The organism is Granulicella sp. 5B5 (assembly GCF_014083945.1).
In the GTDB taxonomy this organism is placed as follows: Bacteria; Acidobacteriota; Terriglobia; order Terriglobales; family Acidobacteriaceae; genus Granulicella.
On the sequence record NZ_CP046444.1, the window covers coordinates 300,415 to 324,967 of the forward strand.

Genomic DNA, 24,553 nt, shown 5'->3' on the forward strand with positions numbered 1-24,553 from the left:
CTGCTCGCGCCTTTGCCTTTATTGGAGGCGCCGCTGTGATTCGTGAGACGTTGTCCGTTGGCTTACTAGGTTGCAACTGCACCATACTCGGAGACGAGGTTTCTCACGAGGCCATCGTCATAGACCCCGGATATGACATCCCTCGAATCTTGGGCATTTTGTCTAAACACCTACTGAGTGTTAAGCAGATCGTTGTAACCCACGCACACATCGACCACATCGCAAGCGCACAGAGTCTTAAGGCGATAACAGGCGCTCCCATCATCTACAGCAAGGACGACTTGCCGCTGGTGGCCATCATGGACGTTCAAGCAAGTTGGTTTGGCCTGGCAGTTCCTGATGTTCAACCTCCTGATCACTCCCCTAAAGATGACGAGAGGATCAGCGTAAAAGGGATCGAGAGCAAGGTGATATTCACCCCAGGACATTCTGAGGGCAGTCTTTGTCTCTACATACCTTCTGAAAGTCTGCTGCTGGCCGGAGACACTCTGTTTGCGGGTGGCATTGGCAGAACTGACTTTCCCGGTGGCAACATGGACAAACTAATGAACAGTCTTCACGAGCGGCTACTTCCCTTACCCGACAAGACAATCGTAGTTCCAGGCCATGGCCTGGAAACCACAATCGGGACTGAGCGGCGCGAGAACCCCTTTCTCAGATAGCTATTCTCCATCGATAGGCAGGCACGTAAGCCCCCGTCTCCAAAGATCAGGAGGCGTTAGCAGACTCAGCACAATCCGCCCTTCAGGCAACCCATAAAAGTCTCCAGGTTGGACAAGCACATCGTTCGCGAGCGCTGCTTCAGCGAATGGAACATCGTTGATCGTTCGAGGAACTCGAAGAACGACTGTCCAACCTCCTTGGAGCGCAAGCCTGTGAGCGGAGGTATCTAGTAGCCTTGCATCAAGCGTCGCCAGGTTGTCACGCATGCGTCCAATGATCTGCCTTTGAACCGGTCTCCTCCCTGCAAGCCAACCGGGAAGAGCGTGTTGAATAGGAGCATTCATCGAGAGAAAGGTATCGGCGATGACCTCAAGTCGGGCAAGAGCCTCCCGGATGATTTCCTTAGGTCCGGATGTCACAATCCATGAGCATTTCATCTGCGGGAGCGCACACACCTTGCTGAGACCACTCAGAACAAACGTGAGGCATGGAGACTCGGTGGCCGCGAAAGTTGCTTGGGGCAGACTCAGCGAGTAGTCGAGGAAGACCTCATCTACGATCAGAGCGAGGTTGTGGGCGCTACAAAGCTGATAGAGTGCCGCTCGTTCTTTCAATGACACGTAGTGTCCCGTCGGATTGTTGGGATGGACAAGAACAATCGCTCGTGTGCGAGAGGTGATGTTGGCCACGAGCATATCCAAATCAATGGCCCACGAGTGATCTTCATCAGCGTTTGGATCATAGTGCAAAGGGTAATGCTTGAGGCAGACGTCATCGAGATTGGCGATGAAATCAAATAAGGGATAACTCGTTTGTGCAACAAGAATTTCATCCCCGGCGTTGCAGAGAAGGCGAAAAAGATAGCTGTAAGCCTCACTGGTAGACGTGGTCAATGCGATGTGCTCGTAGGGCACATTGACACCGAGGTCACTATAGTAAGCAGCTACAGCAGCTCGGGCAGAGAGCATCCCAAAGGGGTCGGGCATATATGTCGCAGCATCGGAACGAGCAAGTTCGTCAAGGAACCCAGGTAGCAGCGAGAAGCCGCAAGAAGTTGGATTAGAAGCGGTGAGATCAAGCAGACCGCGACCAGCCTCTCGGGCCATGCGAGTAGCCTTTGCAAAATCGTTTTCAGCAAGATTCCAGGATGTCCGGGTAGAAAAGTTCATCTGTCTAATTTCATGGTAAGCGCTGATGGCCCTGCTTAGAATAGAGACAATGGCTAACATTCAGGCTGTGTTGTTTGACTATGGAATGGTCTTGAGCGGTCCCCCGGACCAGGCAGCGAAAGAGCGCATGGAAATGCTGCTTAATGCTACCAGTGAGCGCTTTCATGACGCGTATTGGCGGTTTCGTGATGCATATGATCGCGGGGTGCTCAATGCCGCGGAATACTGGCTTGCCGTGGCATCTGCGCTGCAGCGCAAAGTCGCTCCAAACACTCTTGAGGCCTTAATCGAGGCAGACACGGAACACTGGGGCCAGCCGAATGAACCCATGATAGCCTGGGCGCTGGTCCTGCAACAAACCGGCGTCAAGACAGGGATTCTCTCCAACATTGGAGATGCTATGGAGGAAAGCATTCTCAGCCGGTTTAGCTGGATGAATGGATTCTCCCATCGCACCTTCTCTCACAGATTGAAGATCGCTAAACCCGATATAGCTATATATCACTACGCGGCACAGGGGCTGAAGACACAGCCAGCCGAGATATTGTTCATCGACGACCGCGAAGAAAATGTCCTGGCTGCCCGAACGGCCGGCATGGTTGCTTTGCGATACGACAATCATGAAGCATTCGTGGCAGGATTACAGGGATTGGGACAAACGGACCTGCCGCCGCTAAAAAATAATATCTGAACCCGATAATGGCTGGGTAACTACTGGTTCCGATTTGGCACCGTTTGGCATGACCCAGCAGGGTCATGTGTAATTTAAATCACCATGAATGTGTTCTCTTCAATTCGTATGGAGTGGAGGGGGAGCAATAGAGCAGTAAGCACCCCTCCAACCTTACAGCTTGCGTCCAGCCATGGTACGAGCCACGCTTGATTAGTGATTGAGTACTGGCAACAGTGTGATTGGAATGTGTTCTACGATCTCAATACCAAAACCCTGTAACGCAGGTACGTGCGACGGGTGGTTGGTGAGAAGGCGGATCTTGCGAATACCGAGGTCGGAGAGTATCTGGCCGCCGATGCCTATCTGACGCAGAATGCGTTGAGCATCTCGCGGAGGGCACTCCCTCGCTGCATCTGCCGGCTGCTCACTGCGGTGGAAGCTGAGATGTGGCTGCAACGCCGATCCGCCTATCCCAAAGCCACGATTTGTCTGGTGCAGGTAGATCAGCGCGCCGCGACCGGCGGCAGCAATGGCCGCGAGAGAGGCGTCTATTGTGGCGGCGCAGCTGCAGAGTGTTGAGCCAAATACGCCGCCGGTGAGGCAGTGCGTCTGCACGCGTACAAGAACGGGTTCGTCGCCCGCGGATACGTCGCCGAAGACGAGTGCTGTGTGCGATTCGCAGGTGGCGTCGCTAGAACCCATAATGTCCTTCTCTGTCAACTCAGCGGAGTTCTTGTAGGCGATCATGCGAAACTCGCCATGTTCAGTGGGCAGTTGCGCTTCGCCGAGACGATGCACGTAGCGTTCTGTCCGCATGCGGTAGCGAATCAGATCGGCAACGGTGACCATCTTCAAACCGTGCGTTTTACAAAATTGGATGAGGTCGGGCACCCGGGCCATGGTGCCGTCTTCGTTCATGATCTCGCAGATGACCCCGGCCGGGATGAGACCGGCGATGCGGGCTAGGTCGCAGGCGGCCTCGGTCTGGCCGGCGCGGACCAGGACACCCCCCTTGCGGGCGCGGAGGGGGAAGACGTGGCCGGGGCGGGCGAGGTCGTTGGGGCCGGAGGTGGGGTTGATGGCGACCTGGATGGTGTGGGCGCGGTCGGCGGCGGAGATGCCTGTGGTGACGCCTTCGCGGGCCTCGATGGACTCGGTAAAGGCGGTGCCGAAGCGGGAGGTGTTCTCCTGCGTCATGGGGCTTAGGCGCAGATGGTCGGCGCGTTCCTCGGTGAGGGTGAGGCAGATGAGGCCGCGGCCGTACTTCGCCATGAAGTTGATGGCTTCAGGGGTGCAGAACTCGGCGGCAAGGGTGAGGTCGCCTTCGTTCTCGCGGTCCTCGTCGTCCACGACGACGATCATGCGGCCGGCACGGAAGTCCGCGATGGCCTCTTCGATGGTGACGAACCCGGACGTTGGTGTAGACGGATTTTCGTGAGAATCAGGCATGACTCGGCACCCTCCCCCTCCCCGACTTTTCGACCTAAGATCCTCATGAGATGAGACTTAGGGGTGGACTTGTGAAGGTCATATCCCCCGCACCATTTTTGGTGCAACGGGTTTTAGAGCGTCGACTCGATCTCAAAGCCCCATGCCTCGAGGAGAGCCTCGGGAATGTACTTGGAGTTCTTGTTACGGCGGGCCCACTCGCGAAGGCGGGTGGAGCGGACGTACTGATCGGGAGTCAGTTTGTATTCCTTGACGACCTGTTCAAAGGAGGTGATGGTGGGGACGACAGGGCCAATGGGCTCGGGCTTCCCCCAGTTGGGGTTTCCGCGGCGTTTTGCCATGTTGTTGGTGTTCCTCGCTATTCCGGCGGCGGGTGAGCCGCAACACTTGATTTTACCACGGAATAGTGAGATTTTTTGCCCCCGTAACGCCCGTCTGCTGGCGGACGAAGGCGACACGCCGGTTCTTGACTTTTGCCCTCGTTGGTAATGAATGTTGGGTGGTGTCGAACTTGAGGATCCACTGGCCGCTGAGATAGCCGGGAGACCTTATGGCCGCATGTGACCGTGCACGCTGAAGCTGAACGTTCCGGCGACCGTACCGATCTGGAAGATCGATACGACGATCCCGCAGGACATCCTGACGAAGGTGCTGGGGCCGGTTGACCCGACGGAGAGTGTAGCGATGCGGCCGGTTTCGGCGGTGGGAGCAGCTAAGACCGTGGCCCCAGTTGCGGAGGTGAAGAAGATGCCGTAATGAGCGATGCCCCGCTCTTCGCACGGACGCTGCGAGGAGCGGGGCACCGAGTTTCGTGCAGGCTACTTGGCGTACCACTTCTCGAGGTCGGCATGCATCTCCTTGAGCGCCTCGACGTTGAGATAGACCATGTGTCCGGCAGGATAGTAACCGAACTGCACGTTGCCGAGCTGTGCTGGGGGCAGCATCAGCTGGCCGAGGTCATGCTCCGTGCCGAAGAACGGCGTGGCGAGATCGAACCAGCCGTTCGCCGAGAAGACGCGCAGGTCGGGGTTCTTGCGCATGGCGTCGGAGAGGTCGATGACGGTGTCGGGCTCGACCGGCCCCTGACCGCGTCCGCCGCCAAAGCCCTGGGCGCCGGAGGGACGGTGGTGCCAGTCCCAGTTGAGGCCGGGGGCGTGGAGATCGTACTGGGTGTTGGGATCGTACTTGAGCTCGTGCTGCATGTAGTCGTGGAAGGCCGAGACAAAGACGCCGGAGATGCCGGTGTCGGAGGGATCGTAGCCGGGATTTTCGCCGGCGGAGTCGACGTCGTTGCCGTCAAAGCGGGCGTCGTAGCGGCCGAGGATCTCGGCATCGTTGCGGAGGAGCTCCTTGCGGAAGCGGGTGGGTTGGATGCGGAGCTTGGACTCCTTGACGTACTCGACGGGGAGACCGGTGAAGCTGGCGAGCTGGGCGGCGACTGCGTCGAACTGGGCAGGAGGAAGCATGTCGCCCTGGTCGAGCGCAGGGGCATACACGGTGCGGTCCCACTCTCGGACCTTTTGAATGAAGTCCGGCATGGTGCCGGTGTGCGGGACCTTGTTGTAGTACCACGCAATGGCGGCATAGCTCGGGATATAGCGCTTGGTATCAAGGTCGTAGCCTGGAGAGTTAACGAAGTAGTTCAGAACCGATGAGAGCAGGACCACGCCGTTGAAGGCGATGCCGTCGTTGTTGAGCGAGGCAACGAGCGCGGCGGAGCGCGGCGTCCCGTAGCTTTCGCCGAAGAGGAACTTAGGCGATCCCCAGCGCTGGTTGATGGTGATGTAGCGAGTGATGAACTCGTTGAAGGCGCGGATGTCCTGATCGACGCCGGCGAAGTCAGTGGCCTTGCCCTTGCCAACGAGGCGGGAGTAGCCGGTCAGAGGAGCGTCGATGAAGACGAGGTCGGACTTGTCAAGCAGCGAGTACTGGTTCGGAACCACCTCATACGGAGGAGCGCCGCTGGCCTTGGGGCTACGGGTGACGACGCGGACCGGGCCTACCGAGCCCATGTGCAGCCAGATCGTCGCCGAACCGGGGCCGCCGTTGTAGAGGAAGGTGATGGGGCGCGACTTCGCGGGGACACCGTCCTCCGTGTAGGCGACGTAGAACATGCTGCCGATGGGCTTGGCGTCCTGCCCAACACCCTTGATGAGAAGGTTGCCGGCAGTAGCGGTGTACTTGACCGGGCGCGAGCCGGCCGTCCACTCATGATGAGTGACCGAGGTTGTCTCCGGCGGGATGGGCAGCTCGCCTTCCGGCGTTGCGGCTGCGCCGTTGCCGCCGCGCTGGCGCGGACCGGCTTCAGAGCGTTGCTGGGGCGCGGGGGCTGTCTCCTGCGCGGTGAGGACGAGAGGCATGAGCAAGGATGCGAGCGCGGATACGGCGATGAGTCTAACGCGTGGGTTCACGTGGAATGTCTCCGGCAAAGGTTGAGTTGCGGTGATGTTACAGGAAGACGTTCGGCGCAACGCCGAAGACGCAGGAGAAATTGCACTCCGCAGAAGTACGGAGGCGGGTAGAGGTGCAGCGTTTGCTTCACCGCAGGGACGGCCACGAATTGCACGGCGAAGGTTGTGCGAAGATAGGCGGAGTTTATGCCGACGTCGCTGCCCACCGAAAACCGTACCCACGAGAGCCTTGCCGAGCTACTGCACCGGGTGTTTGGACACCGCGAGTTCCGGGCGCACCAGCGAGAGGTGTGCGAGGCCGCGACGGCGGGGCGCGACGTGCTGCTGGTGATGCCTACTGGCGCGGGCAAGAGCCTGTGCTATCAACTGCCAACGCTGGCTCGCGGCGGTGCCGGTTCCCGAGGGACCGGGTTGGTGATCTCGCCGCTGATTGCGCTGATGGATGACCAGGCAACAAAGCTGAGCGCGCTGGGGTGCCGTGTGGCGCGGGTACACTCGGGGCTGAGCCGCGAGGCTGCGCGGCAGGCGTGCAGAGACTATCTGGCGGGTGAGCTGGACTTCTTGTTTATCGCGCCGGAACGGATGCGGGTGCCTGGGTTTCCGGAGATGCTGGCGAAACGGAAGCCGGCGCTGGTGGCGATCGACGAGGCGCACTGCATCTCGGCCTGGGGGCACGATTTTCGGCCGGACTACCGGACGCTGGGGCAGTACCTTCCGATGCTGCGTCCGGCGCCGATTGTGGCGCTGACGGCGACGGCGACTCCGACGGTGCAGAAGGACATCGCCGCTCAGTTGGAGTTGCAGGAGCCCGCGGTGTTCATCACCGGGTTCCGGCGGAACAATCTTGCTGTGGAGGCGGTGGAGCTTTCAAAGCCGCAGCGCGCGGAGTTTGCCGCGAAGCTGCTGATGGATGCGAGCGCGCGGCCCGCGATTGTGTATGCGGCTTCGCGCAAGGATGCGGAGGAGATTGCCGGAAGACTGGGCAAGCACTTCCCTGCTGCCGCATACCATGCGGGACTGATGCCGGAGGTGCGTGAACGCGTGCAGACAGCCTTCCTGAGCGGCAAGCTGGATGTGGTGGTGGCTACGGTGGCTTTCGGAATGGGCGTGGACAAGGCCGATGTGCGGACAGTGGTGCATGTCGCGCTGCCGGGCAGTGTGGAGGCCTACTACCAGGAGATTGGCAGGGCGGGGCGCGATGGAGAGATGTCGCGGACGGTGCTGCTCTACAGCTATGCGGACCGCAGGACGCAGGAGTTTTTTCTGGAGAAAAACTACCCGGCGGTGAGCGACCTGGAGCGCGTGGCGATGGTGCTGGGTGAGGAGCCGGTGGACATCGAGACACTGCAGCGTGCACTGGGCAAAAAGGGCGTGGCGATGGAGCGCGAGACGCTGGAGCGGGCGGTGGAGAAGCTGCATGGCGTGGGCGTCGCCGAGGTGGACTTTGCAGGGGTGGTGCGCGCGGGCGATGGCCGGCGCGGGCTGGCGACGTGGAAGAGCGGGTATGACGCGCAGGTGTCCGCGCGGCGTAGCCAGATTGATAGCATGATGGCCTATGCCGAAGGCCACCAGTGCCGGATGGTGGCGCTGGTACGGCACTTTGGCGATGCGAGCGACAGACAGGGGCCGTGCGGCCACTGCGATGTGTGCAAGCCGGGTGGCGCGGGACAGGAAGGCCATGCTCCTGATGAGAGCGAACGGCGTGAGTTGCGCAGGATTTTGAAGGGGCTGGAGGGGCGTGGGCAGTCACTGGGCAAGCTGTTTACGGAGCTGCAGATTACGAGCGACCGCAAGCGTTTTGACGCACTGATCGACGGACTGGCACGGGCGGGGCTGGTGTCGATTGCGAATGATACGTTCACAAATCCTGAGGGCAAGGAGATCACGTATCGCAAGGCCACGATCACGTTCGAAGGGCGCGAGCCGGATGATGCGACGCTGGCGACAGTGTGGATTCGCGGCGATGCGGCGCGCGGGCTGAGTGTGACGAAGAGCTCGAAGAAGACGGCCAAGAAAAGTGTTGTTGAGCGCGCGCTGACGAAGGAAGACGAAGAGTTGGAGGCCCGGCTGCGCAAGTGGCGGAGTGACCTGGCAAAGAAGAACGGTGCGCCTGCATTCACCGTTTTTGCCGACAGCACGATGCGGACGATTGTGCTGGAGCGGCCACGGTCGATGGAGGAGCTGTTTCGGCTGAAGGGGCTGGGGCCGGCGAAGGTGGAGAAGTTTGGGGCGGAGATTCTGGCAATCTGTCGCGGTGAAGAGGCTTCCGCTACGGTGCGCGAGACTATCACAAAGGCGTCACCGCGTGAAGCCGTGCAGAGGAGCTTTCCATCGACAGAGGCCGTTCGTCCGAAGGAGAAAGAAGCTCCGATTGCGGTGGAGCTTAATGACGCGCAGCTGGCGCTGGAAGAAAAGCTCAAAGCGTGGCGCAAGGAAGAGGCCGCGAAGACCGGGCTGCCGAGCTTTTTTGTGCTGAGCGATACAGTGCTGCGGGCGATTGCGGCAGCGGCGCCGGAGACGATTGAGGGGTTGAAGAGCGTGCGCGGCGTGGGGCCGGAGAAGGTGGATAAGTTTGGCGCGGCGGTGGTGGGTATCTGCAGGGGTAGAAGGTCTGCGGGGATCGTGAGAGGATGGGCGTGATGAGTGAGTTGGGTGTTGTGATTCTGGCGGCTGGTAAGGGCACGCGGCTGAAGTCGCGCAGGCCGAAGGTGCTGCATGCAATTGGCGGCCGCGCGTTGCTGGAGCATGTGATCGACGCGGCGAAGACAGTGGCCCCGGCGGAGGAGATCTTTTGCATCGTAGGGCATGAGGCGGAGCGAGTGAAGGCCGCCGTCGAGCGCACAGGTGTAGGGTTTGTGCTGCAGGCCGAGCAGCTCGGGACAGGGCATGCGCTGCAGATGGTGAAGGCAGAGTTTGCGCTGAGCGGCGCGGCTCCGCCGAAGAACCTGCTGGTGCTGAGCGGCGATGTGCCGCTGATCAAGACGGAGACGCTGCAGCGGATGATTGCGTTTCATCATGAGCAGAAGGCTTCGATGACGATCCTGACAGCGGTGCCTGCTGACCCGGCGGGCTATGGGCGCGTGATGCGGCCCAGTGCTGCTGCGGCTGAGGTGCTGGGGATCGTCGAACAGAAGGACCTAAAGCCGGAGCAACTGGAGTCGCCGGAGATCAACTCCGGGATTTATTGCTTTGAGACGGATGCTTTGTTTACGCAGCTGGACAAGCTGCAGACGAACAATGCGAATGGTGAGTTCTATCTGACCGACGTGGCCGCACTGCTGGTGAATGAGGGCAAGCACGTGGTCGCGTTGCCAGCGGACAGCGTGGACGAGGTGCTGGGGGCGAACACCATCGCCGAGATGATGCACCTGGATGCGGCGATGCGGATGGAGGCTGCGCGTCGGCTGATGGCGCAGGGAGTGACGATCTTCCGGCCGGAGACCTGCGTGATCGACCTGCAGGTGCAGGTGGGCGCGGATACGGTGATTGAGCCATTCGTGCAGCTGCTTGGCGCGACGAAGATCGGGAGCGAGTGCCGCGTACGGAGCTACTCGGTGATTCAGGGCTCGACGCTGGGTGATGGCGTGCTGGTGCGGAATGGATGCGTGCTCGACGATGCGGTAGTGTCCGACAGCGCGCAACTGGGGCCGTATGCGCATCTGCGGCCGGGCAGCGAGATTGGCGAAGGCGCGCATCTGGGGAACTTTGTCGAGACGAAGAAGGTGAAGATGGGCAGGGGCTCGAAGGCCAACCACCTGAGCTACCTGGGCGACGCGGTGATTGGTGCGGGGGTGAATGTGGGCGCCGGTGCGATTACGTGCAACTACGATGGGGTGCACAAGCACACCACAACGATCGGCGATGGGGTGTTTGTGGGGTCGGATTCGACGCTGGTGGCGCCTGTGTCGTTGGGCGACGGGGCGTATGTTGCGGCGGGTTCGTGTATTACTGAGGATGTGCCTGGCGGAGCGCTTGCGCTGGGACGTAGCCGACAGGTGACCAAACCCGAGTGGGCTACGAAGAAGAGAGCAGAGCGGGAGAGCGAAAAGGTGTAGCTGGCGAACGGAAAACCGCAACGAGGGAGAAGTGCCATGGAGACGATTCAGGGGCAGGAACTGCTGGACGCTGTGATGGAGCTGCCGGGGTGGGGGCTCGAAAGCCATGAGCTGGTGCGGGTGGTTACGTTTGAGGACTTTGTTGCGGCGATGGCGTTTGTGAACCGGGTAGCTGCGGTGGCTGAAACTGCAGGCCATCATCCTGACATCGACATACGGTACAACAAGGTGCGGCTGGCGCTGGTAACCCACGACGCAGGTAACGTCATTACGCAGAAGGACCTGGATGTTGCGCGCAAATTGAGTGCGCTGCTGGACGAATAGAATTGACCTGACTGAGATTTCGGAGGAGTGACGATGATGAAGCGGATTCTGATGGCAAGCGCTGTGATGATGGTGGCGACTTCCCTGCCAGCCGAGACGCCGGTGCTAACGGTTGCTGTGCCGACGATGGGTACATGGGCTGTGACCGGCAATGTGCAAGGTGTTCCCGTAACGCTGAGCTGCGCGCTGGCCACAGCCGCCGATCTGACGGTGAGCGGCAGCTGCGTGGATGATCAAACGAAGAGCCATCCGGTAAAGGGCACGGTGAAGGAGCAAACGCTCACCTGGAGTTTCGACTCGGAGTATGAAGGCAGCCCCATCACGGTAACGCTGACGGGAGTGGTGGACGAGACTGGCGCCAAGATGGCGGGCACTATTTACGTTGACCCGATGAACGCCGACGGCGACTTCAGCGCGACGTTGAAGCCACAGGCGACAACCTAAAGCGCTCTCCAGCAAGATGTTGAGTCGCGCCTCGATGATATGAGATTCCATGGATTCAGGTGACCAGGTAAGCGGTTATTTACGATATGTGGTTGGCTGGAGCGGATTTCAGAGTAGATTTCCACAGAAGGTTGGACTTTTCTTCTGATTCTGGTATAACTGTTCTAGCGATGCTCCAGTTTGTGGAATGGAGCTGCGAAGGATCTCTCGGAGCATCAACCCGAGAAGCAAGTTGCGTCACTGGCCTCCCGGCATGGACTGAAGACCGTTCATGCCGTCCTTTTTTGTAGTTGAGGCATGATAGTGATGTGACGGATACTCCAACGACAACAGAGACTGCGAACCTTATACCGAAGATGGACACTAAGGTGCCGAAAGAGCGCACAGCTACGCAGACCATCGCGGCTGTGCTGCTTGTGGTGTTTCTGGCGGGCGCGGTTTTGGGGCGCGTGGGTTATGTGGAGTACTACCGGCAGAAAAATGCGCTACGCGTGATGCGGCTGGCCGTGGAGCAGTCGCTGGCGCCCGGCGAGGTGGTTGTCGTGGACGATCATCTTCTGGGATGGGCGCTGCGTCGTGGGAGCGATGGCGTGTTGCGGCAGAGCGTGTGGAGCGTCGGGCAGAATGAGCCGGTCAGTTCCCTGCTGGCGAGGCTGCGGCAGGCGAAGACGAATGAGGTTGTTGTCGTGGCGACTCCGGGCGGACGCTTGATCCGGAATCTGGATGCAGCGGGTTTCAGCGTGGCGCAGGAGGTGGGCTGGGTGCCCTGGGACCTTCAAGGCAACGGCACGGCGCTGCTGGGATGCGGAAAGAAGCGGATATTCTTTGCCGTGCCACCCAAGGAGACCGGACGCCGGTAGAGGTTTCGGCGCGGTATCATCGAAGGCGAAGTGAGGGTTTCGATGCGACGTATTTTGGGATGCCTGGTGTTAGCTCTCGTGGCAGTGGCGGCTTCGGCGCAGTTCTCCGATCCAGCCAGCGATGTGCCTGCGTATAACGTGGGCTCGCCGAAGGGGCCGATGACGCCGATTTTGCATGGCCAACAACTGACCGGGCCGAACTTTACGCATAGCTATCAAGTGGCAGCCTACAAAATGGCGGCGAAGATCCCTGCGGTGCTGCATCAGGAGCCTTGCTACTGCCGCTGCGACCGCGCACTGGGGCACGACAGCCTTCATGCCTGTTTTGCAGGGTTGCATGGAGCGGAGTGCTCGACCTGCATGCAGGAGGGCGTATATACCTACCGTGAGACGATGCAGGGTGAATCGCCGGCGCAGATCCGCGCGGGGATTGAGCGCGGAGAGTTTCTGAAGGTAGACCTGAATACGATCACGATGCCGCACAAGTAATGTAGCTGGCCGGGAGGCTGAGAATGGGCTGGGTCTTCTGGGCGATGCTGTCGGCGGTGTTTGCAGCGGGGACGGCGCTGCTGGCGAAGGTGGGCGTCGAGAAGATTGATTCCAATCTGGCGACGGCGATCCGCACTACCGTCGTGCTGATCTTTACGTGGGTGATTGTGCTAGGCAGCGACGTTGCACGGCTGCATGAAGGGCTGGGACTGCCGGCGATCTCGCGACGAAGCTGGCTGTTTTTGGTGCTGTCGGGTGTGTGTACGGGCGCGAGTTGGCTGTGCTACTTTCGTGCGCTGCAGATGGGACCGGTGAGCGGCGTGGCACCGATCGACAAGCTGAGTGTGGCTCTGGTGATTGTGGCCGGGTGGGTGTTCTTTGGCGAGAGCATGACGCCAGCGAAGGTGATCGGCGGAGTCCTGGTGACGACGGGTGCGCTGGTGATTGCGTTCGGGTGATGTACTGGAATGCTTCGGAATTCATCCGCGTATAATGGAGATAGTTCTTTGAGTGCCCCAATGCAATGTTGGGCCAGTTCCCTCAGTGGGGGCGTCACGGCTTCGACGGGATTGCTTGCGGCAGAGAGGCATGCCGGGGTGTGAACACCCGTAATCGCTCACAAAACTATAAGTGCCGAACCTCAATTCGCGCTTGCTGCTTAATTAATTAGGTAGCCGATGGCTTCCGCTTCGCCTACGGGCGGATACCCATCGTCGCACAGTAGGCTGGTCTGCGCTGTTCCGCCTGGACGGCAATGACGAGATCGATCAGGCTGGTGGCTGGCTCATCTTCGCCCGTTCTCAGGGCTGGCTACGAGACAAAGAGGAACGCGGAAAAGCATGAATGCTCTCTGTTGTTGGTTTTTTCGGACGTGGGTTCGACTCCCACCGCCTCCACCAATTTCTCCTTGTATCACCCTCACAACTTACGCGTCTAACTCACCATGGAACGGAAGCTCCTGGACAGGCGGGCGTTCGTCAGCGGCAGTGTCGCGCTGGCGCTAAGTCAGAACCTGCGCGCGCGGGGACAGTTTGGACGACATACACCGGTTGAGTTTTCGCAAACCGTGCAGGCTGGTAGCTCGCGGCTCCAGATCGATTTTGCGCATGGAGAGTTTGCGCTCGGACGCGTGGCGGTGATCGACCGCATTGAAGCGGCGGCGAAGGCTGTTACGACCTACTACGGGAGGTTTCCTGTGTCGCTGGCTCGCGTGCTGGTGATACCGGAGGCGGGTGAGTCTGGCGTGTTGCAGGGCACGACATGGGGAGACATCGGTGGCTTCCCTGCCTTTCTACGGCTGCGCATCGGCGAAGATGTCACCGCGCAAGAGTTGGCGAGCGACTGGATCATTACGCATGAATTGGTGCATACGGCGCTGGCCGATCTGTCGGACGATCAGCACTGGCTGGAGGAAGGCATCGCCAGTTATGTGGAGCCGATTGCTCGCGTGCAGACAGGCCAACTCGATGCGGCGGCGATGTGGGCAGGAATGATGGACGGCATGGTGAATGGCGAGCCGGAGGCCGGAGACCGCGGGCTCGACCGGACACATACGTGGGGGCGAACGTACTGGGGCGGAGCTATGTTTTGCCTGGTAGCCGATGTGGGGATTCGGAGAGCGACCGCAAACCGCAAGGGGCTGCAGGACGCGTTGCGGGCCATTGTGGATGCCGGTGGAACCATCAACACAGACTGGCCGCTTGCGAAGCTGCTTGAAATTGCAGACCGGGCGACGAAGACTGATGTGCTCTCGACGATGTATGCGAAGTGGAGCGGTACTCCCGTCGAGGTTGATCTGCCGCAGCTATGACGCGAGCTTGGCGTGGCTGGGACAAAGAGACATGCGGTCTTCAATGACCATGCGCCGCTGGCGGCAACACGAACTGCCATCACCCAGGTTCACACATGAGAGCGTTAGGTGGCGATGCTACCCGCGGCTTTGACGATGGTGGTCTCCTGCACTTCGATCATGCCGGTGCCGCACATCTTTGACAACTGCGGGAGCAGTTCCTGAACCTTCTGCGACGACTCGATGAACTCCAATTTGACGGGAAGGTGATCGGAGATGGAGACGATGGACTCGGCATGCAGACGGTGTTCCGCGCCGAAGCCTGCGACACCCTTGAGGACGGTCGCACCGGAGACGCCGTTGCGGAATAGGAAGTCGAGGATCGCCGTGGCCGCATCGGTGTGATGGTGGCGGGCGCCTTCCGCAATGTAGATCGATACCTTTTGAGCTGGGCCAATGGATTGCATAGAGGGGTCCTTACGCGTTGCAACTGCTATTGAATGGCGCGGGCGGTAGCTGCACCTAGTGCGACGGCGATGAAGCCTCCGACGAGGCTGAGCGTAACGTAGAGCAGACTGTTCCAGTAGGCGCCTCGGGTAATGTCCTGCCAGGCTTCGTACTCGAAGGTGGAGAACGTTGAGTAGGCGCCTATGAAGCCGATGGGGATGAGATAACGCCAGGCATCGCTGAGCCCGGCGTGGCGGTTGAAGTACTCCAGCACGAGCCCGATGATGAAGCATGCACTGATATTGATGGTCAGCGTGCCAAAGGCGAAGCGTGCACCGAATCGCTGCGCCATGGAAGCCCCTACAATGTACCGCAGCAAAGCCCCGAGAGCGCCGCCTAGTGCGATCAGTAGATAGCGTCGCAAATCAGTCTCCTCATATGTCTCCCTTTCGACGGCAGAAGCCAACACTGCTGGATAGGGACCGCGGAGGAGTGAAGCGGCTCCATAGACAGGCGGCCCCTGCCAGGAGTCATCAGCGATGGCAAAGCAGGCCATGGCGGTTCGGGTGAACTCCATCACCCTGAGATTATGCGTACCACTCTACATCGATGCAGGTTGCATTGCCAGCGTTGTGTATGGGTTGCGTTGACGCTATGTGTTCAGGCTGTTATTTTGAGAGAACAATCTCAGGCGATGGAGTTCGCCCGACGCCTGCCGCCCGGCAGAGCTGATGACTCCTACTACTTCGTAGGAGGTCCCTTGTTCGAAAATAAGTTTCGCAGGTCCAACAGTGAGCAGCTCTCTCTGCTGATCGAGCTTGGACGATGGATACCGGTGTCTGCATTGGTCGGCGTGCTGGCTGGTTCTGCTTCGGCGCTGCTGCTGGTATCGCTGGAGTTCGCGACGAAGGTTCGCGAGGCACACCCATGGATGATCCTGCTGCTGGCGCCTGTCGGCGGCGTAGTGGGCATGCTCTATAAGCACCTGGGTGCTTCGGTGGAAGCCGGCAACAACCTGATCCTCGACCAGGTGCACGATCCCACCAAGACAATCCCTCTGCGGATGACGCCGCTGATTCTGCTCGGCACCTTTCTGACACATCTGTTTGGCGGTTCGGCAGGGCGCGAAGGCACGGCGATCCAGACAGGCGCGTCTCTGGCGGACCAACTGGCGCGTCCGTTCCGCATGGCTGCTCACGATCGCCGCATCCTGCTGATGGCTGGCATCAGTGCTGGGTTTGGCTCGGTGTTTGGTGTGCCGATGGCTGGGGCCGTGTTCGGTATCGAAGTGCTGGCAATCGGCAAGTTGAATTACGACGCGATCGCTCCGTGCTTTCTTGCATCATTTGTGGGAGACATGGTGACGCGAGCATGGGGTGTGCACCATACGCTCTATGTCGTCTCCGATACACCACCGATGACTGTGGAACGGCTGCTGCTGTCGATGCTTGCAGGCATAGCCTTTGGGGTGTGCGGCATGGCGTTCGCAAAGTGTACGCACTGGATATCGCATACTGCGCGGAGGCATATTGCCAACGCTCCTCTGCGTCCTGTGGTTGGCGGGTTGTTGGTCACGGCAGCGGTGTTTGGGATTGGCTATCAGCACACGGCGAAGTATCTCGGCCTGGGCGTCCCGACCATCGTTGCTGCCTTCCATGGCCGTCTGCCGGTCTATGACTTTGCCGGAAAGTTCATCTTCACGTCCGTGACGTTGGGGACGGGGTTCAAAGGCGGTGAGGTAACACCGTTGTTCTACATCGGGTCTACGCTCGGCAATGCGCTGTCGAGAGTGCTCATGCTGCCGCCGTCACTGCTTGCCGGAATGGGATTTGTAGCTGTATTTGCTGGTGCAGCGAATACGCCGATCGCTTCGACGCTGATGGCAGTGGAGCTGTTTGGAGCGGAGGCCGGTGCCTATGCTGGGATCGCGTGCGTGATCAGCTATCTGTTCTCAGGGCACTCCGGCATCTACCATGCGCAGCGTGTGGGAAGAAGCAAACATCCTGGCAGCACCGCTGAAGAAGGACTGTCTCTCGCAATGGTTGTGGAGATGCGCGAGGTGGATGAAACGGTGCTGCTCGATACGGTAAATGCCGCTGGCTACATAGGAGGAGACGCGATGGAAGACCTGACAATACTGAGGCTGTACTTCTCTTCGTCGGAGATGCGCAAGTCCGACACATGGTGGAAACGGTTCGCTCCGCAAAGTCTGGGGCCATATCTGTTGGAACAGGCTAAGGAGCATGGCATCGAGCAGGCATTGCTGCATCGTGTGATCGGCGGTTATCTCAACAACCAGGACCTCGCCATGGACACGGGGGAGATTCCATCCTCCAGGCTGCCACAATGTCTTGAGCTGGTGGGCGAAGAAGCTGATGTGCAGGCATTTCTTCGAGACAACAGCAGCCAATTAAGCAATGTGCGCAAGGTGTTTTTACGTGGACAGGATGCCATCGTCGAAGCCGCAATTGAACGCTCAGAGATTGAACAGACGCTTGAGATGGAACAGAATGAAGACTTCCGTTCTTCTTCAAAAAATGACTAGCGCTTTCCTGAAATCTCCGTAGACAGGATAACGATGTCGACACGGCGATTGGCCTGGCGTCCTGCGGGGTTGTCGTTGCTGCTGACGGGATGATATTCGCCATAGCCTGCGATGGAGAGCTTGGCCGGATCGAAGTGGGCCTCGTCGATCAACATCATTGCCACGGAGTTTGCACGTGCTGTTGAGAGATCCCAATTGGAGTTAAAGTCGCTGTTGTGAATGGGGACATTGTCGGTGTGCCCTTCGATGCGCATGTTGAGTCGATATTTTTTGAGGACCTCGCCAATGCTGATCACCTTCTGAGCTGCGCCCGGCAGCAGCACTGCCTGGCCGCTATTGAAGAACCCTAACTCACGCAAACTGATCACAAAACCATCCGGCGTCATACGCAGGACAACCTCCTGGCGTCTAATGGCGTCCCCCAACGCGCCAGTGAGATCGCGCTGCAACTGCACGACGTTGACGCCCGCGCTGACATGGAGCAGTCCGGATGGAGTGAAGGGCTGCAGCTGCATCGGTACTCCCGGTTCGGAGGTGTCATCCCCAGGATGCTCGAAGCCTTGCTTTACAGCGGACGACACACTCTGGATGGAGTGCCTATCGTGCTCGGAGGAGGCAAAGAGAACAACAAACAGCGCAAAGAGGAGGGTCATGAAATCGGCGTAAGAGACCGTCCATCGTTCATGGCGCGAATCTTCATCGTGCTCACGCACTCTTCTCATCGCACAGTCCACGTATTGTCGAAGGAGCGGGTTGGAGTCTCAGTGAATGCCATCAGCCGCTGTTCGACTGCGCGTGGGTTCAGCCCTTCGGCGATACAGGCAGCGCCTTCGAGCGTCATCTCGCGCACAAGCTGTCGTTTCGCGTTGATGAGTTTGATCCGCCCGGCACAAGGCAAGAAGAAGAGGTTTGCAACTCCTACACCATAGAGCGTTGCAACAAAAGCAACAGCGATTCCCTGACCTACCTCACTAATATTCTGCATACGTTGCATGACCTGGATGAGGCCAATGACAGCTCCAAGAATGCCTACGGTAGGAGCGAAGCCTCCGGCAGCATCATAGACGCGCGACGACAGGGCGTCCCGGGTTGCTTCGCTTTCCATGGCCGTGCCGGCAATCGCGCGCAGAGGATCGGACTTTACACCGTCGACGATAAGGCCGATACAAAGCCTAAGGAATGGGTCTTCGACAGACTCCATCTCGTGGTCAAGAGAGACGACTCCGCTACGACGGGCCTGGGCGGCAAAACGAGAGATATCGTTGATGCGTTGCGACATAACATCGTCCGCACCGAAAAAGACTGTCTTGAGTTGCCGTGCAGAGCGCACGACAATGGGCAGCGGAAACTGAACCACCACCGCCCCCAGAGTTCCACCCAGCACAATCAGGGCCGCTGTTGGCTGAAGCATCTGCGCTATCTTGCCACCGTCCAGATAGAGACCGAATGCGATGACGGCCAAGGAGATGAGGACTCCGCCGATAGCGCTTCTCTTCACCATAGAACTCCTGCGCCAGGCAACGGTAACGCCTAAGCTGTCTGAGAGAGTGCCACGCCGGCGTTCGTGCTCGAGGCCGTGGACGTTCGATACACAGGCCGCGCGCCATCTTCATCGGGAAGCTGGCGATGTTTGTCTAATCCTTCCTCGCGCTGCTGCCATGTGGCCCGAATCTGAAGAACGAGAGGAACAAGGTTGTCCATCACAGAGGCATCTCGTGCAATCGAAGCTTTGAGCATCTGCGTGCGAAGGTGCGCATAGAAAGTCGCGAGGCTCTCCGAGAGCCGCTGATCGTGTGCATAATCGAGCCAGCTCTCGAGCTGCCCGAGAACCAGATAGGCATGGCTCAGTTGCGCGCAACGAACGTCAATGTCGCCGGCCCGAATAGCAGCCGCCGCTCTGTACAGATTTCCGACCAGTGTGTCATACAGAGCGAGAAGGAGAGCGATGGGACTGGCAGGGTCGACCGCCGCCATGCGATAGCTGATTTCCAGTGTCTTTTTCATGCTTATCCGTTCGTGCTAGAAGGTGTGTTGCCCAGTTCAGCCTGGATCTGAGCCAGCTGTGTTGGCAGAGTCTGCAAGGCCTCTTCGGCGGTTGTATAGTCCGCGGTGAGCGAGGTTTGCAGCGGTGTGATGTAACTCGTCTCGAAGTTGTTGATCTCGTTAGTGAGGTCCGTGTTCTGGGCAGACATGCTGTTTAGGTCGACGGTAAAGGCACCATCGCTCGGCTCGGTGAAGGAACTCAAAGCGTTATTGGCTGTATTCGCAAAACCATTCAAGGCCGTTCCCTGCAGGAAGTTCTGTACTCCGGAGGGATCGTTCGAGATAGCGCTGCTTAGAGTTGTGGAGTCGACTGCCAAGGTGCCATCTGAGTTCATCGTGATACCAAGATCGCTCAACGTATTGACTCCGCCGCTGGAACCTGCGCCTGCGGAGTAAGTGGCGATACTGCCCAGCGTCTGCTGCAACGAGATGAGTGTCGGATCGGAAGCCAGATCACCCTCGGAACCAGAATTGGAACTGAAGGTGTACTGCTGATTTAGCAGGCTCACCGTGCTGTTGTAATCCGTAACAAACTGATTGACCGCCGAAGTGATGTCACTGGAATTGGCAGACACCGAGAGACTTGCGGGTGCGCCGGCTGTCGTCGGCGATAGAAGATTTAGCGTGACTCCAGCAATCGCACCCGAGACAGTGTTGGTGGCGCTGCTAATGGGTACGCCATCCACATTGAGCGAAGCATCGCTTCCCGTCACTGCCTGCGTAAAACCGATGCTGGAAGTCCCCGGCGTAACGGTGAAGTTTCCACCACTACCCGAGGTATCGCTGACGAGGGAGAGTCGCGCGCCATTGGCATCCGTCACAACGGATGCGGTAACGCCAAGGTTCTGAGAGTTGATATCACTAACTACGTCACTTAGCGAGGCATCGCCGCCACTCCCAGTATTGACCGTCGTCGATCCTGTGCTTGTGGTGATGGTGAATGAACCTGAGGGCAGAGTCGCTGATGCACTGCTCTGCTCATCGGAGTACCACGACGCCTTAGTGGCGAGACTGTTGACCGTGACCTGGTGATTGCCTAACGTTGTCCCGGCTGCAGCGGTGGCTGTGACAGCGCTCGCGACGGATGACGTGACTGTACGCTCGGAGAGTGGCCCAGAAAGAGAATTGAGGTTCTGCATGTCCGTCTGAAGACTCGTCGCGGCAGACTGAATCGACTGAAGCTCGCTGTACTGACTTGAGAGTGTCGTCTGGTCTGCTTCCCAAACCTGTTCTGGCGCACGAGCCGCTGTAACCGCGGCACTCACGGCTGAACTCACATCGATGCCCGGAGTCTGTGCGCCTACCATTGCTGCGAGAATACTGCTGATATCAATGCCGGATGTATTGTCAGAGCTTGAAGAAAGCAGCGAGTTGAGGGCCGATACTGAACTCATCGATAAGACTCCAGGCGGTGAGATACGGCGTTACCTATGAAAACGGGTTGCAATGCTGGCTCTGCCTGCGCTCGAAGAACGCAGAAGGGGCAGACGAAAGAGGCGTGGTGTCGCCTCTCTCATCTGCCTGATCGACTACTGCAGCAGCTTCAATACACTCTGCTGCGCCTGGTTGGACTGCTGAAGTGCGGCCATTCCCGTGGACTGAAGAATGTTGTACTGGGTCATGTTGGCAACCGTGACGCCGATGTCGGCATTCTGGATGCTGTTAGTGGCGCTCTGCAGGTTCTGCACCTGGGTGTTCATGACCGTGCTGGCGGCCTGCAGTCGGTTGACAGAAGCGCCGATCTCACCCCGCTGTGCAGAAACCAGGTTGATCGCAGAGTTGACCGCGGTCAGTGCGGACTGTGCATCCGTCGTGCTGTTAAGATCCATGCCGCTGAGACCGAGAAACGCGGCCGAAAGCGAGTTGATAGTGGTGGTGATGGTTGTGTTGGCAGCGCCGCTCGTCGTGCCGTCGCTGATGAAGACCGTGTTGTTGTCGCTAGTGCCAGGAACCGCTTCCATCGCGCCAAGCACCGCATCATTGGAGCTGACCTGGATACCCGTATCGCCCGTATTCGGGCCGACGATAAGCTGACCAGTGCCGTTGAGCGAAGCAGTCGTCCCTGCGGACAGCGTGCCTGCGGAGACGGCGCCGGCCACGGCATTTTCAAGATCGGTAACCGTATCGCCAGCCTTCGCTGTGAATACGAAGGTGCCTCCGGTCGCCGAATCGCTGATGGTTGTGGTCGAGCCAGTAGTCAATGCGGTCGTCGCGGTAAGCGATGCCTGCGTGGAGAGGAAGCTGGTTGGCGAGTTGGAGGAGAACACGTTCTCACCATTGAAGTTTGTGGTATTGCCGATCTGATCGATCTCGGTCAGGATGGACTGAAACTCATTGTTGAGCGCCGCTGCCTGGCTGTTCGTACCGGTAGTGAGGCCGCTGGATGACGCCTCCGTAGCGAGCGTGACGGCGCGGTTCAGTAGCGTGGTTACCTGTGAAAGTGCTCCATCGGCCGTCTGCAATAGCCCAACACCATTGTTGGCGTTCTGCTGCGACTGCGTGAGCGCAGCCATGTTCGCCGTCATGCCGTTGGCGATCGAAAGGCCCGCCGCGTCGTCGGAACCGGAGTTGATCTTCATGCCAGTAGAGAGCTGCGTGAGTGTCTTCTGAAGATTCATCTGTGTCATGGACAGAGAATTCTCTGCAGTCAGGTCGGAGATGTTATTGAGGATTGTGAGTGACATTACGTGATGCTCCTTTGTTGTTTAGGCCAATGTGCACCTGGGGAGTTCTTGCCGGGCTTCGGTCAGGCTGCAGAACATCAGGCAACCATCTGTACTGTCTTCTATCGACCAGTTACCCGATTCTGTTCAGTGTGGATCGCTGTTGCAACTCCGCTATCGGCATCACGCCATGACGGTTCTGTACCGCCGAGGGGATATAAACTTCACTACTTCAGGTAACTCAGCAGAGTTGTGGGAAGTGCCTGGGCAGCCGCCGCAAGGATGGCGGTATGCGCGGTGTCAGCCTGGGATAAATTTGTTGCGGCCTCTGCAAGATCAATGCCCGTCAGCGAGGTCTGTTGAGAGCTGAGCGTGATCTTCTCCTGGCTGAGATAGGTCTCCTGCGAGTTGAGTTCGCTGATGCTGTTGCTCAATGGCGCCCGCTGCACATCGAGCGCGTCAATTGCGGAGCTAACAGCTGTCGTCGCTGCTCCTATCTGCGCGGATGTTCCAGTCTGCAATGCAGTAACGAGGCCACTGAGGGCACCCAGAACGTTCGTCCCGGTAGTAAAGAGCTGGTCACCCGGGATGTTGCTGTCTACTGTGGTCGTGTCGCCTACCTCGGCCTGATTGACGGTGCTGTTGCCGTTGTAGATATAGCTATTGGCGTTCGCTGGATCTACAGTGAACGGCACCGAGCTTGAGGCCGATCCACCAAACAAATAGGAACCTTGATAGGAGGTATTAGCCAGCGAGACCACCGTCGAGAGGATGCCCTGCACCTGCGTCGCAATGGCTGAACGATCGCTGGCATTGACTGTAGAGTTTGCACCTTCCGTGCCAAGCGTGATCGCCTGATTCAACGAAGTGACAACCGAGCTGATTGCAGAGTCGGCCGACTGCAGGCGCGATTGCAACGAAGTCACATTGGAAGTGTACTGGTCCACATTGGCCGAGGCCGCGAGCGACCGCACCATATTCGCCGACGCAGCGGGATCATCCGAAAGCTGGCTTACCCGCTGGCCCGTGGATACCTGCTGAAGTGCTGTAGAGAGCGCTTGATTGCTCTGCTGGATCGCATATTGAACGTCAGGCATCATGCTGGTCACACGCATGCTGGTCTCCTTCTTCGCAGGGTATTGTCTTACGCGGTCGTCGGGTTCATCATGTTCATCGTCGCGGTAAAGAGACCGTTCACGACGTTCACAACCTGCGCCGCCGCCTGATAGGACTGCTGGTACTTGATGAGATTGGTCGTCTCCTGGTCGATGGACACACCAGACTCAGAGCTGATCTGATTGTTGATTTGAAGGATGCTGGCTGCAGTTGCACTGCTCTCTGCCGTCGCTGTCGCGGAGAGGTTCCCCACCTGATAGACCAGATTGGCGTATGTATTCGTAGGTGTTGAGCCGCCAGGCAACGCTGTTGTCTGGATAGCGGCGAAGTCTGCGAGATTTCCAGAGCTCCCCGGGGTACCGTCCGAACTTGCCGCTACCTGTGTCGGATCTGTAAGCGCCAAGCTGATAGAAGCAGCCGAACCTGACACGTTTGCGGGTAGATTGAAGAAGTCTGTGCCGGCGTTGCCGCTCTGGCCAAAGCCACTCGTCTGCGCACTATTGAAGGCCGTTCCAACCTGGTTCGCCAACGTATCGAGTTGTCCAAGGATGTTGGGAATTGTCTGATCGCGCACCTGAATCGTGCCACCAAGGTCTCCCCCCTGCAAGGAAGACGTGATGTTGTCGCCGCTCTGGTCCAACACCTGCGTGCTTCCGTCGGCGCTCGTAGATGTCTGCAATGAATAACTCTGCGAACCGACGACGAGCGGCGTACCATTGCCAGTAGCGAGCGTGACGCCGTTGTTTGTCTGCGTCACCTGCACATTGGTAAGTGCAGACAGCTGCTGAATAAGCTGATCCTGCTGGTCCTGCAACGTACCGCCATTCTCCGCGGGGTCAGTCTGGTGCGAGGCGACGATCTGCGGGTTCAGCGCAGCAATCTGTTGCGTCAGTCGATTGACCTGACCAACGTCTTGCGTGACCTGTGTGTTTAGCCCCACTTGCTGAGAGGTCAATGTATTCGACGCTGTATTGAATGCGCTCGCAAGGCCCTGACCGGCAGAAAGGACTGCCTGCCGCGATGCCGTATCCGTGGGATCTGTAGCCAAAGCGGACAGGCTCGAGAAGAGCGTGGACATCTCTGTGCCAATATCATCGCTGGATGTCGTAAACAGAGGCTCGATCTGTTGCATCGCGTTCGTCTGAGCGTCTGCTGAACCTTGACTTGAGGTCTGCTGCTGCAACTGCATCTGCAGCAGCTCATCGCGTACGCTCGTGTACCCCTGCAGGGCAACCCCGCCGCCCAGCTGTACAGTGCCGTCTTGAACCGGTGCGGCCGTCTGCAGATCGACAACTTCCTCTGTATATCCGGCGGTATTCGCATTTGCAATATTGTTGTTGGTGACTTGAATTCCGCCCTGGGAGGCATTCAAAGCACCGAGCGCGGTAGTAAGTGATGAGGTAAGTGACATAT

At 58.7% G+C, this 24,553-nt stretch carries 25 protein-coding genes, 1 other RNA gene and 2 riboswitches; of the genes, 12 read left to right on the plus strand and 14 right to left on the minus strand.

The features are described 5' to 3' along the window. Nucleotides 1-35 precede the first annotated feature (35 nt). The gene (locus tag GOB94_RS01240) at nt 36-662 is read left to right on the plus strand and encodes an MBL fold metallo-hydrolase (RefSeq protein ID WP_182277145.1); all 627 of its coding nucleotides are present in this window, start codon (nt 36-38) and stop codon (nt 660-662) included. Here GOB94_RS01240 and GOB94_RS01245 read toward each other — a convergent pair whose 3' ends face one another. Further along, a complete protein-coding gene (locus tag GOB94_RS01245; protein WP_182277146.1) occupies nt 663-1,832 on the minus strand; it encodes a pyridoxal phosphate-dependent aminotransferase in 1,170 nt (389 codons plus the stop codon). A 49-nt stretch (nt 1,833-1,881) separates the two neighbouring features. On the opposite strand from GOB94_RS01245, the gene GOB94_RS01250 reads away from it, so the two are divergent. Next, complete coding sequence (locus GOB94_RS01250) at nt 1,882-2,523, plus strand: HAD family phosphatase (RefSeq protein ID WP_182277147.1); 642 nt, start codon at nt 1,882-1,884, stop codon at nt 2,521-2,523. Between the two features lie 192 nt (nt 2,524-2,715). On the opposite strand, the gene ribB is transcribed toward GOB94_RS01250, so the two are convergent. From ribB to GOB94_RS01270, 4 genes are all read right to left on the minus strand, one after another. After that, nucleotides 2,716-3,954, minus strand: a complete 1,239-nt coding sequence (gene ribB / locus GOB94_RS01255; RefSeq protein ID WP_182277148.1) for a 3,4-dihydroxy-2-butanone-4-phosphate synthase — start codon at nt 3,952-3,954, stop codon at nt 2,716-2,718. Nucleotides 3,955-4,067: 113 nt separating this feature from the next. Continuing rightward, entirely contained in the window at nt 4,068-4,295 is a 228-nt protein-coding gene (locus GOB94_RS01260; protein WP_014265581.1) for a hypothetical protein, read from the minus strand. A gap of 207 nt (nt 4,296-4,502) precedes the next feature. Then, entirely contained in the window at nt 4,503-4,757 is a 255-nt protein-coding gene (locus tag GOB94_RS01265) for a hypothetical protein (RefSeq protein ID WP_182277149.1), read from the minus strand. Nucleotides 4,758-4,772: 15 nt separating this feature from the next. Then, nucleotides 4,773-6,365, minus strand: a complete 1,593-nt coding sequence (locus tag GOB94_RS01270; RefSeq protein ID WP_255484136.1) for a peptidase S10 — start codon at nt 6,363-6,365, stop codon at nt 4,773-4,775. A 186-nt stretch (nt 6,366-6,551) separates the two neighbouring features. Here GOB94_RS01270 and GOB94_RS01275 point away from each other — a divergent pair, with 186 nt between their 5' ends. From GOB94_RS01275 to GOB94_RS01315, 9 genes are all read left to right on the plus strand, one after another. Continuing rightward, nucleotides 6,552-9,005 carry a RecQ family ATP-dependent DNA helicase gene (locus GOB94_RS01275; RefSeq protein WP_182277150.1) on the plus strand — a complete coding sequence of 818 codons (2,454 nt, stop codon included), beginning with the start codon at nt 6,552-6,554 and terminating at the stop codon, nt 9,003-9,005. Further along, nucleotides 9,005-10,420 carry a bifunctional UDP-N-acetylglucosamine diphosphorylase/glucosamine-1-phosphate N-acetyltransferase GlmU gene (glmU, locus tag GOB94_RS01280; RefSeq protein ID WP_182277151.1) on the plus strand — a complete coding sequence of 472 codons (1,416 nt, stop codon included), beginning with the start codon at nt 9,005-9,007 and terminating at the stop codon, nt 10,418-10,420. The genes GOB94_RS01275 and glmU overlap by 1 nt, the downstream gene beginning before the upstream one ends. Nucleotides 10,421-10,456: 36 nt before the next feature. Further along, a complete protein-coding gene (locus GOB94_RS01285) occupies nt 10,457-10,744 on the plus strand; it encodes a 4a-hydroxytetrahydrobiopterin dehydratase (protein ID WP_182277152.1) in 288 nt (95 codons plus the stop codon). 33 nt (nt 10,745-10,777) lie between these two features. Beyond that, entirely contained in the window at nt 10,778-11,188 is a 411-nt protein-coding gene (locus tag GOB94_RS01290; RefSeq protein ID WP_182277153.1) for a hypothetical protein, read from the plus strand. Nucleotides 11,189-11,556: 368 nt separating this feature from the next. Further along, nucleotides 11,557-12,048 carry a hypothetical protein gene (locus GOB94_RS01295; protein ID WP_220464971.1) on the plus strand — a complete coding sequence of 164 codons (492 nt, stop codon included), beginning with the start codon at nt 11,557-11,559 and terminating at the stop codon, nt 12,046-12,048. A gap of 42 nt (nt 12,049-12,090) precedes the next feature. Then, nucleotides 12,091-12,537 carry a CYCXC family (seleno)protein gene (locus tag GOB94_RS01300; protein ID WP_182277155.1) on the plus strand — a complete coding sequence of 149 codons (447 nt, stop codon included), beginning with the start codon at nt 12,091-12,093 and terminating at the stop codon, nt 12,535-12,537. A 23-nt stretch (nt 12,538-12,560) separates the two neighbouring features. Beyond that, nucleotides 12,561-12,995, plus strand: a complete 435-nt coding sequence (locus tag GOB94_RS01305) for an EamA family transporter (protein ID WP_182277156.1) — start codon at nt 12,561-12,563, stop codon at nt 12,993-12,995. 87 nt (nt 12,996-13,082) lie between these two features. Further along, nucleotides 13,083-13,436: a transfer-messenger RNA gene (gene ssrA / locus GOB94_RS01310) on the plus strand. Nucleotides 13,437-13,480: 44 nt separating this feature from the next. After that, a complete protein-coding gene (locus GOB94_RS01315) occupies nt 13,481-14,347 on the plus strand; it encodes a hypothetical protein (protein ID WP_255484137.1) in 867 nt (288 codons plus the stop codon). Nucleotides 14,348-14,451: 104 nt separating this feature from the next. Here GOB94_RS01315 and GOB94_RS01320 read toward each other — a convergent pair whose 3' ends face one another. Both GOB94_RS01320 and crcB read right to left on the minus strand, forming a co-directional pair. Further along, on the minus strand, nt 14,452-14,793 hold the full coding sequence (locus GOB94_RS01320) for a DUF190 domain-containing protein (protein ID WP_182277157.1): 342 nt from the start codon (nt 14,791-14,793) through the stop codon (nt 14,452-14,454). Nucleotides 14,794-14,819: 26 nt separating this feature from the next. Next, the gene (crcB, locus tag GOB94_RS01325; RefSeq protein ID WP_255484138.1) at nt 14,820-15,197 is read right to left on the minus strand and encodes a fluoride efflux transporter CrcB; all 378 of its coding nucleotides are present in this window, start codon (nt 15,195-15,197) and stop codon (nt 14,820-14,822) included. A gap of 93 nt (nt 15,198-15,290) precedes the next feature. Further along, a riboswitch (Fluoride riboswitch) is annotated at nt 15,291-15,363 on the minus strand. 91 nt (nt 15,364-15,454) lie between these two features. After that, nucleotides 15,455-15,521, plus strand: a riboswitch (Fluoride riboswitch). A gap of 12 nt (nt 15,522-15,533) precedes the next feature. Here crcB and GOB94_RS01330 point away from each other — a divergent pair. After that, the gene (locus GOB94_RS01330; RefSeq protein ID WP_255484139.1) at nt 15,534-17,318 is read left to right on the plus strand and encodes a voltage-gated chloride channel family protein; all 1,785 of its coding nucleotides are present in this window, start codon (nt 15,534-15,536) and stop codon (nt 17,316-17,318) included. On the opposite strand, the gene GOB94_RS01335 is transcribed toward GOB94_RS01330, so the two are convergent. The 7 genes from GOB94_RS01335 to flgK form a co-directional block, all read right to left on the minus strand. Further along, a complete protein-coding gene (locus tag GOB94_RS01335) occupies nt 17,315-18,031 on the minus strand; it encodes an OmpA family protein (protein WP_255484140.1) in 717 nt (238 codons plus the stop codon). The genes GOB94_RS01330 and GOB94_RS01335 overlap by 4 nt on opposite strands. A gap of 5 nt (nt 18,032-18,036) precedes the next feature. Next, entirely contained in the window at nt 18,037-18,819 is a 783-nt protein-coding gene (locus GOB94_RS01340; RefSeq protein WP_182277160.1) for a flagellar motor protein, read from the minus strand. Nucleotides 18,820-18,848: 29 nt separating this feature from the next. Beyond that, on the minus strand, nt 18,849-19,322 hold the full coding sequence (locus GOB94_RS01345) for a flagellar export chaperone FliS (RefSeq protein ID WP_182277161.1): 474 nt from the start codon (nt 19,320-19,322) through the stop codon (nt 18,849-18,851). Between the two features lie 2 nt (nt 19,323-19,324). Beyond that, the gene (gene fliD, locus GOB94_RS01350) at nt 19,325-20,755 is read right to left on the minus strand and encodes a flagellar filament capping protein FliD (protein ID WP_182277162.1); all 1,431 of its coding nucleotides are present in this window, start codon (nt 20,753-20,755) and stop codon (nt 19,325-19,327) included. 135 nt (nt 20,756-20,890) lie between these two features. Continuing rightward, nucleotides 20,891-22,045 (minus strand): flagellin, encoded by a 1,155-nt coding sequence (locus GOB94_RS01355; RefSeq protein WP_182277163.1) that lies wholly within the window; start codon nt 22,043-22,045, stop codon nt 20,891-20,893. Nucleotides 22,046-22,251: 206 nt separating this feature from the next. After that, nucleotides 22,252-23,139 carry a flagellar hook-associated protein FlgL gene (gene flgL, locus GOB94_RS01360; protein ID WP_182277164.1) on the minus strand — a complete coding sequence of 296 codons (888 nt, stop codon included), beginning with the start codon at nt 23,137-23,139 and terminating at the stop codon, nt 22,252-22,254. Between the two features lie 29 nt (nt 23,140-23,168). After that, nucleotides 23,169-24,551 (minus strand): flagellar hook-associated protein FlgK, encoded by a 1,383-nt coding sequence (gene flgK, locus GOB94_RS01365; RefSeq protein WP_182277165.1) that lies wholly within the window; start codon nt 24,549-24,551, stop codon nt 23,169-23,171. Nucleotides 24,552-24,553: the final 2 nt, after the last annotated feature.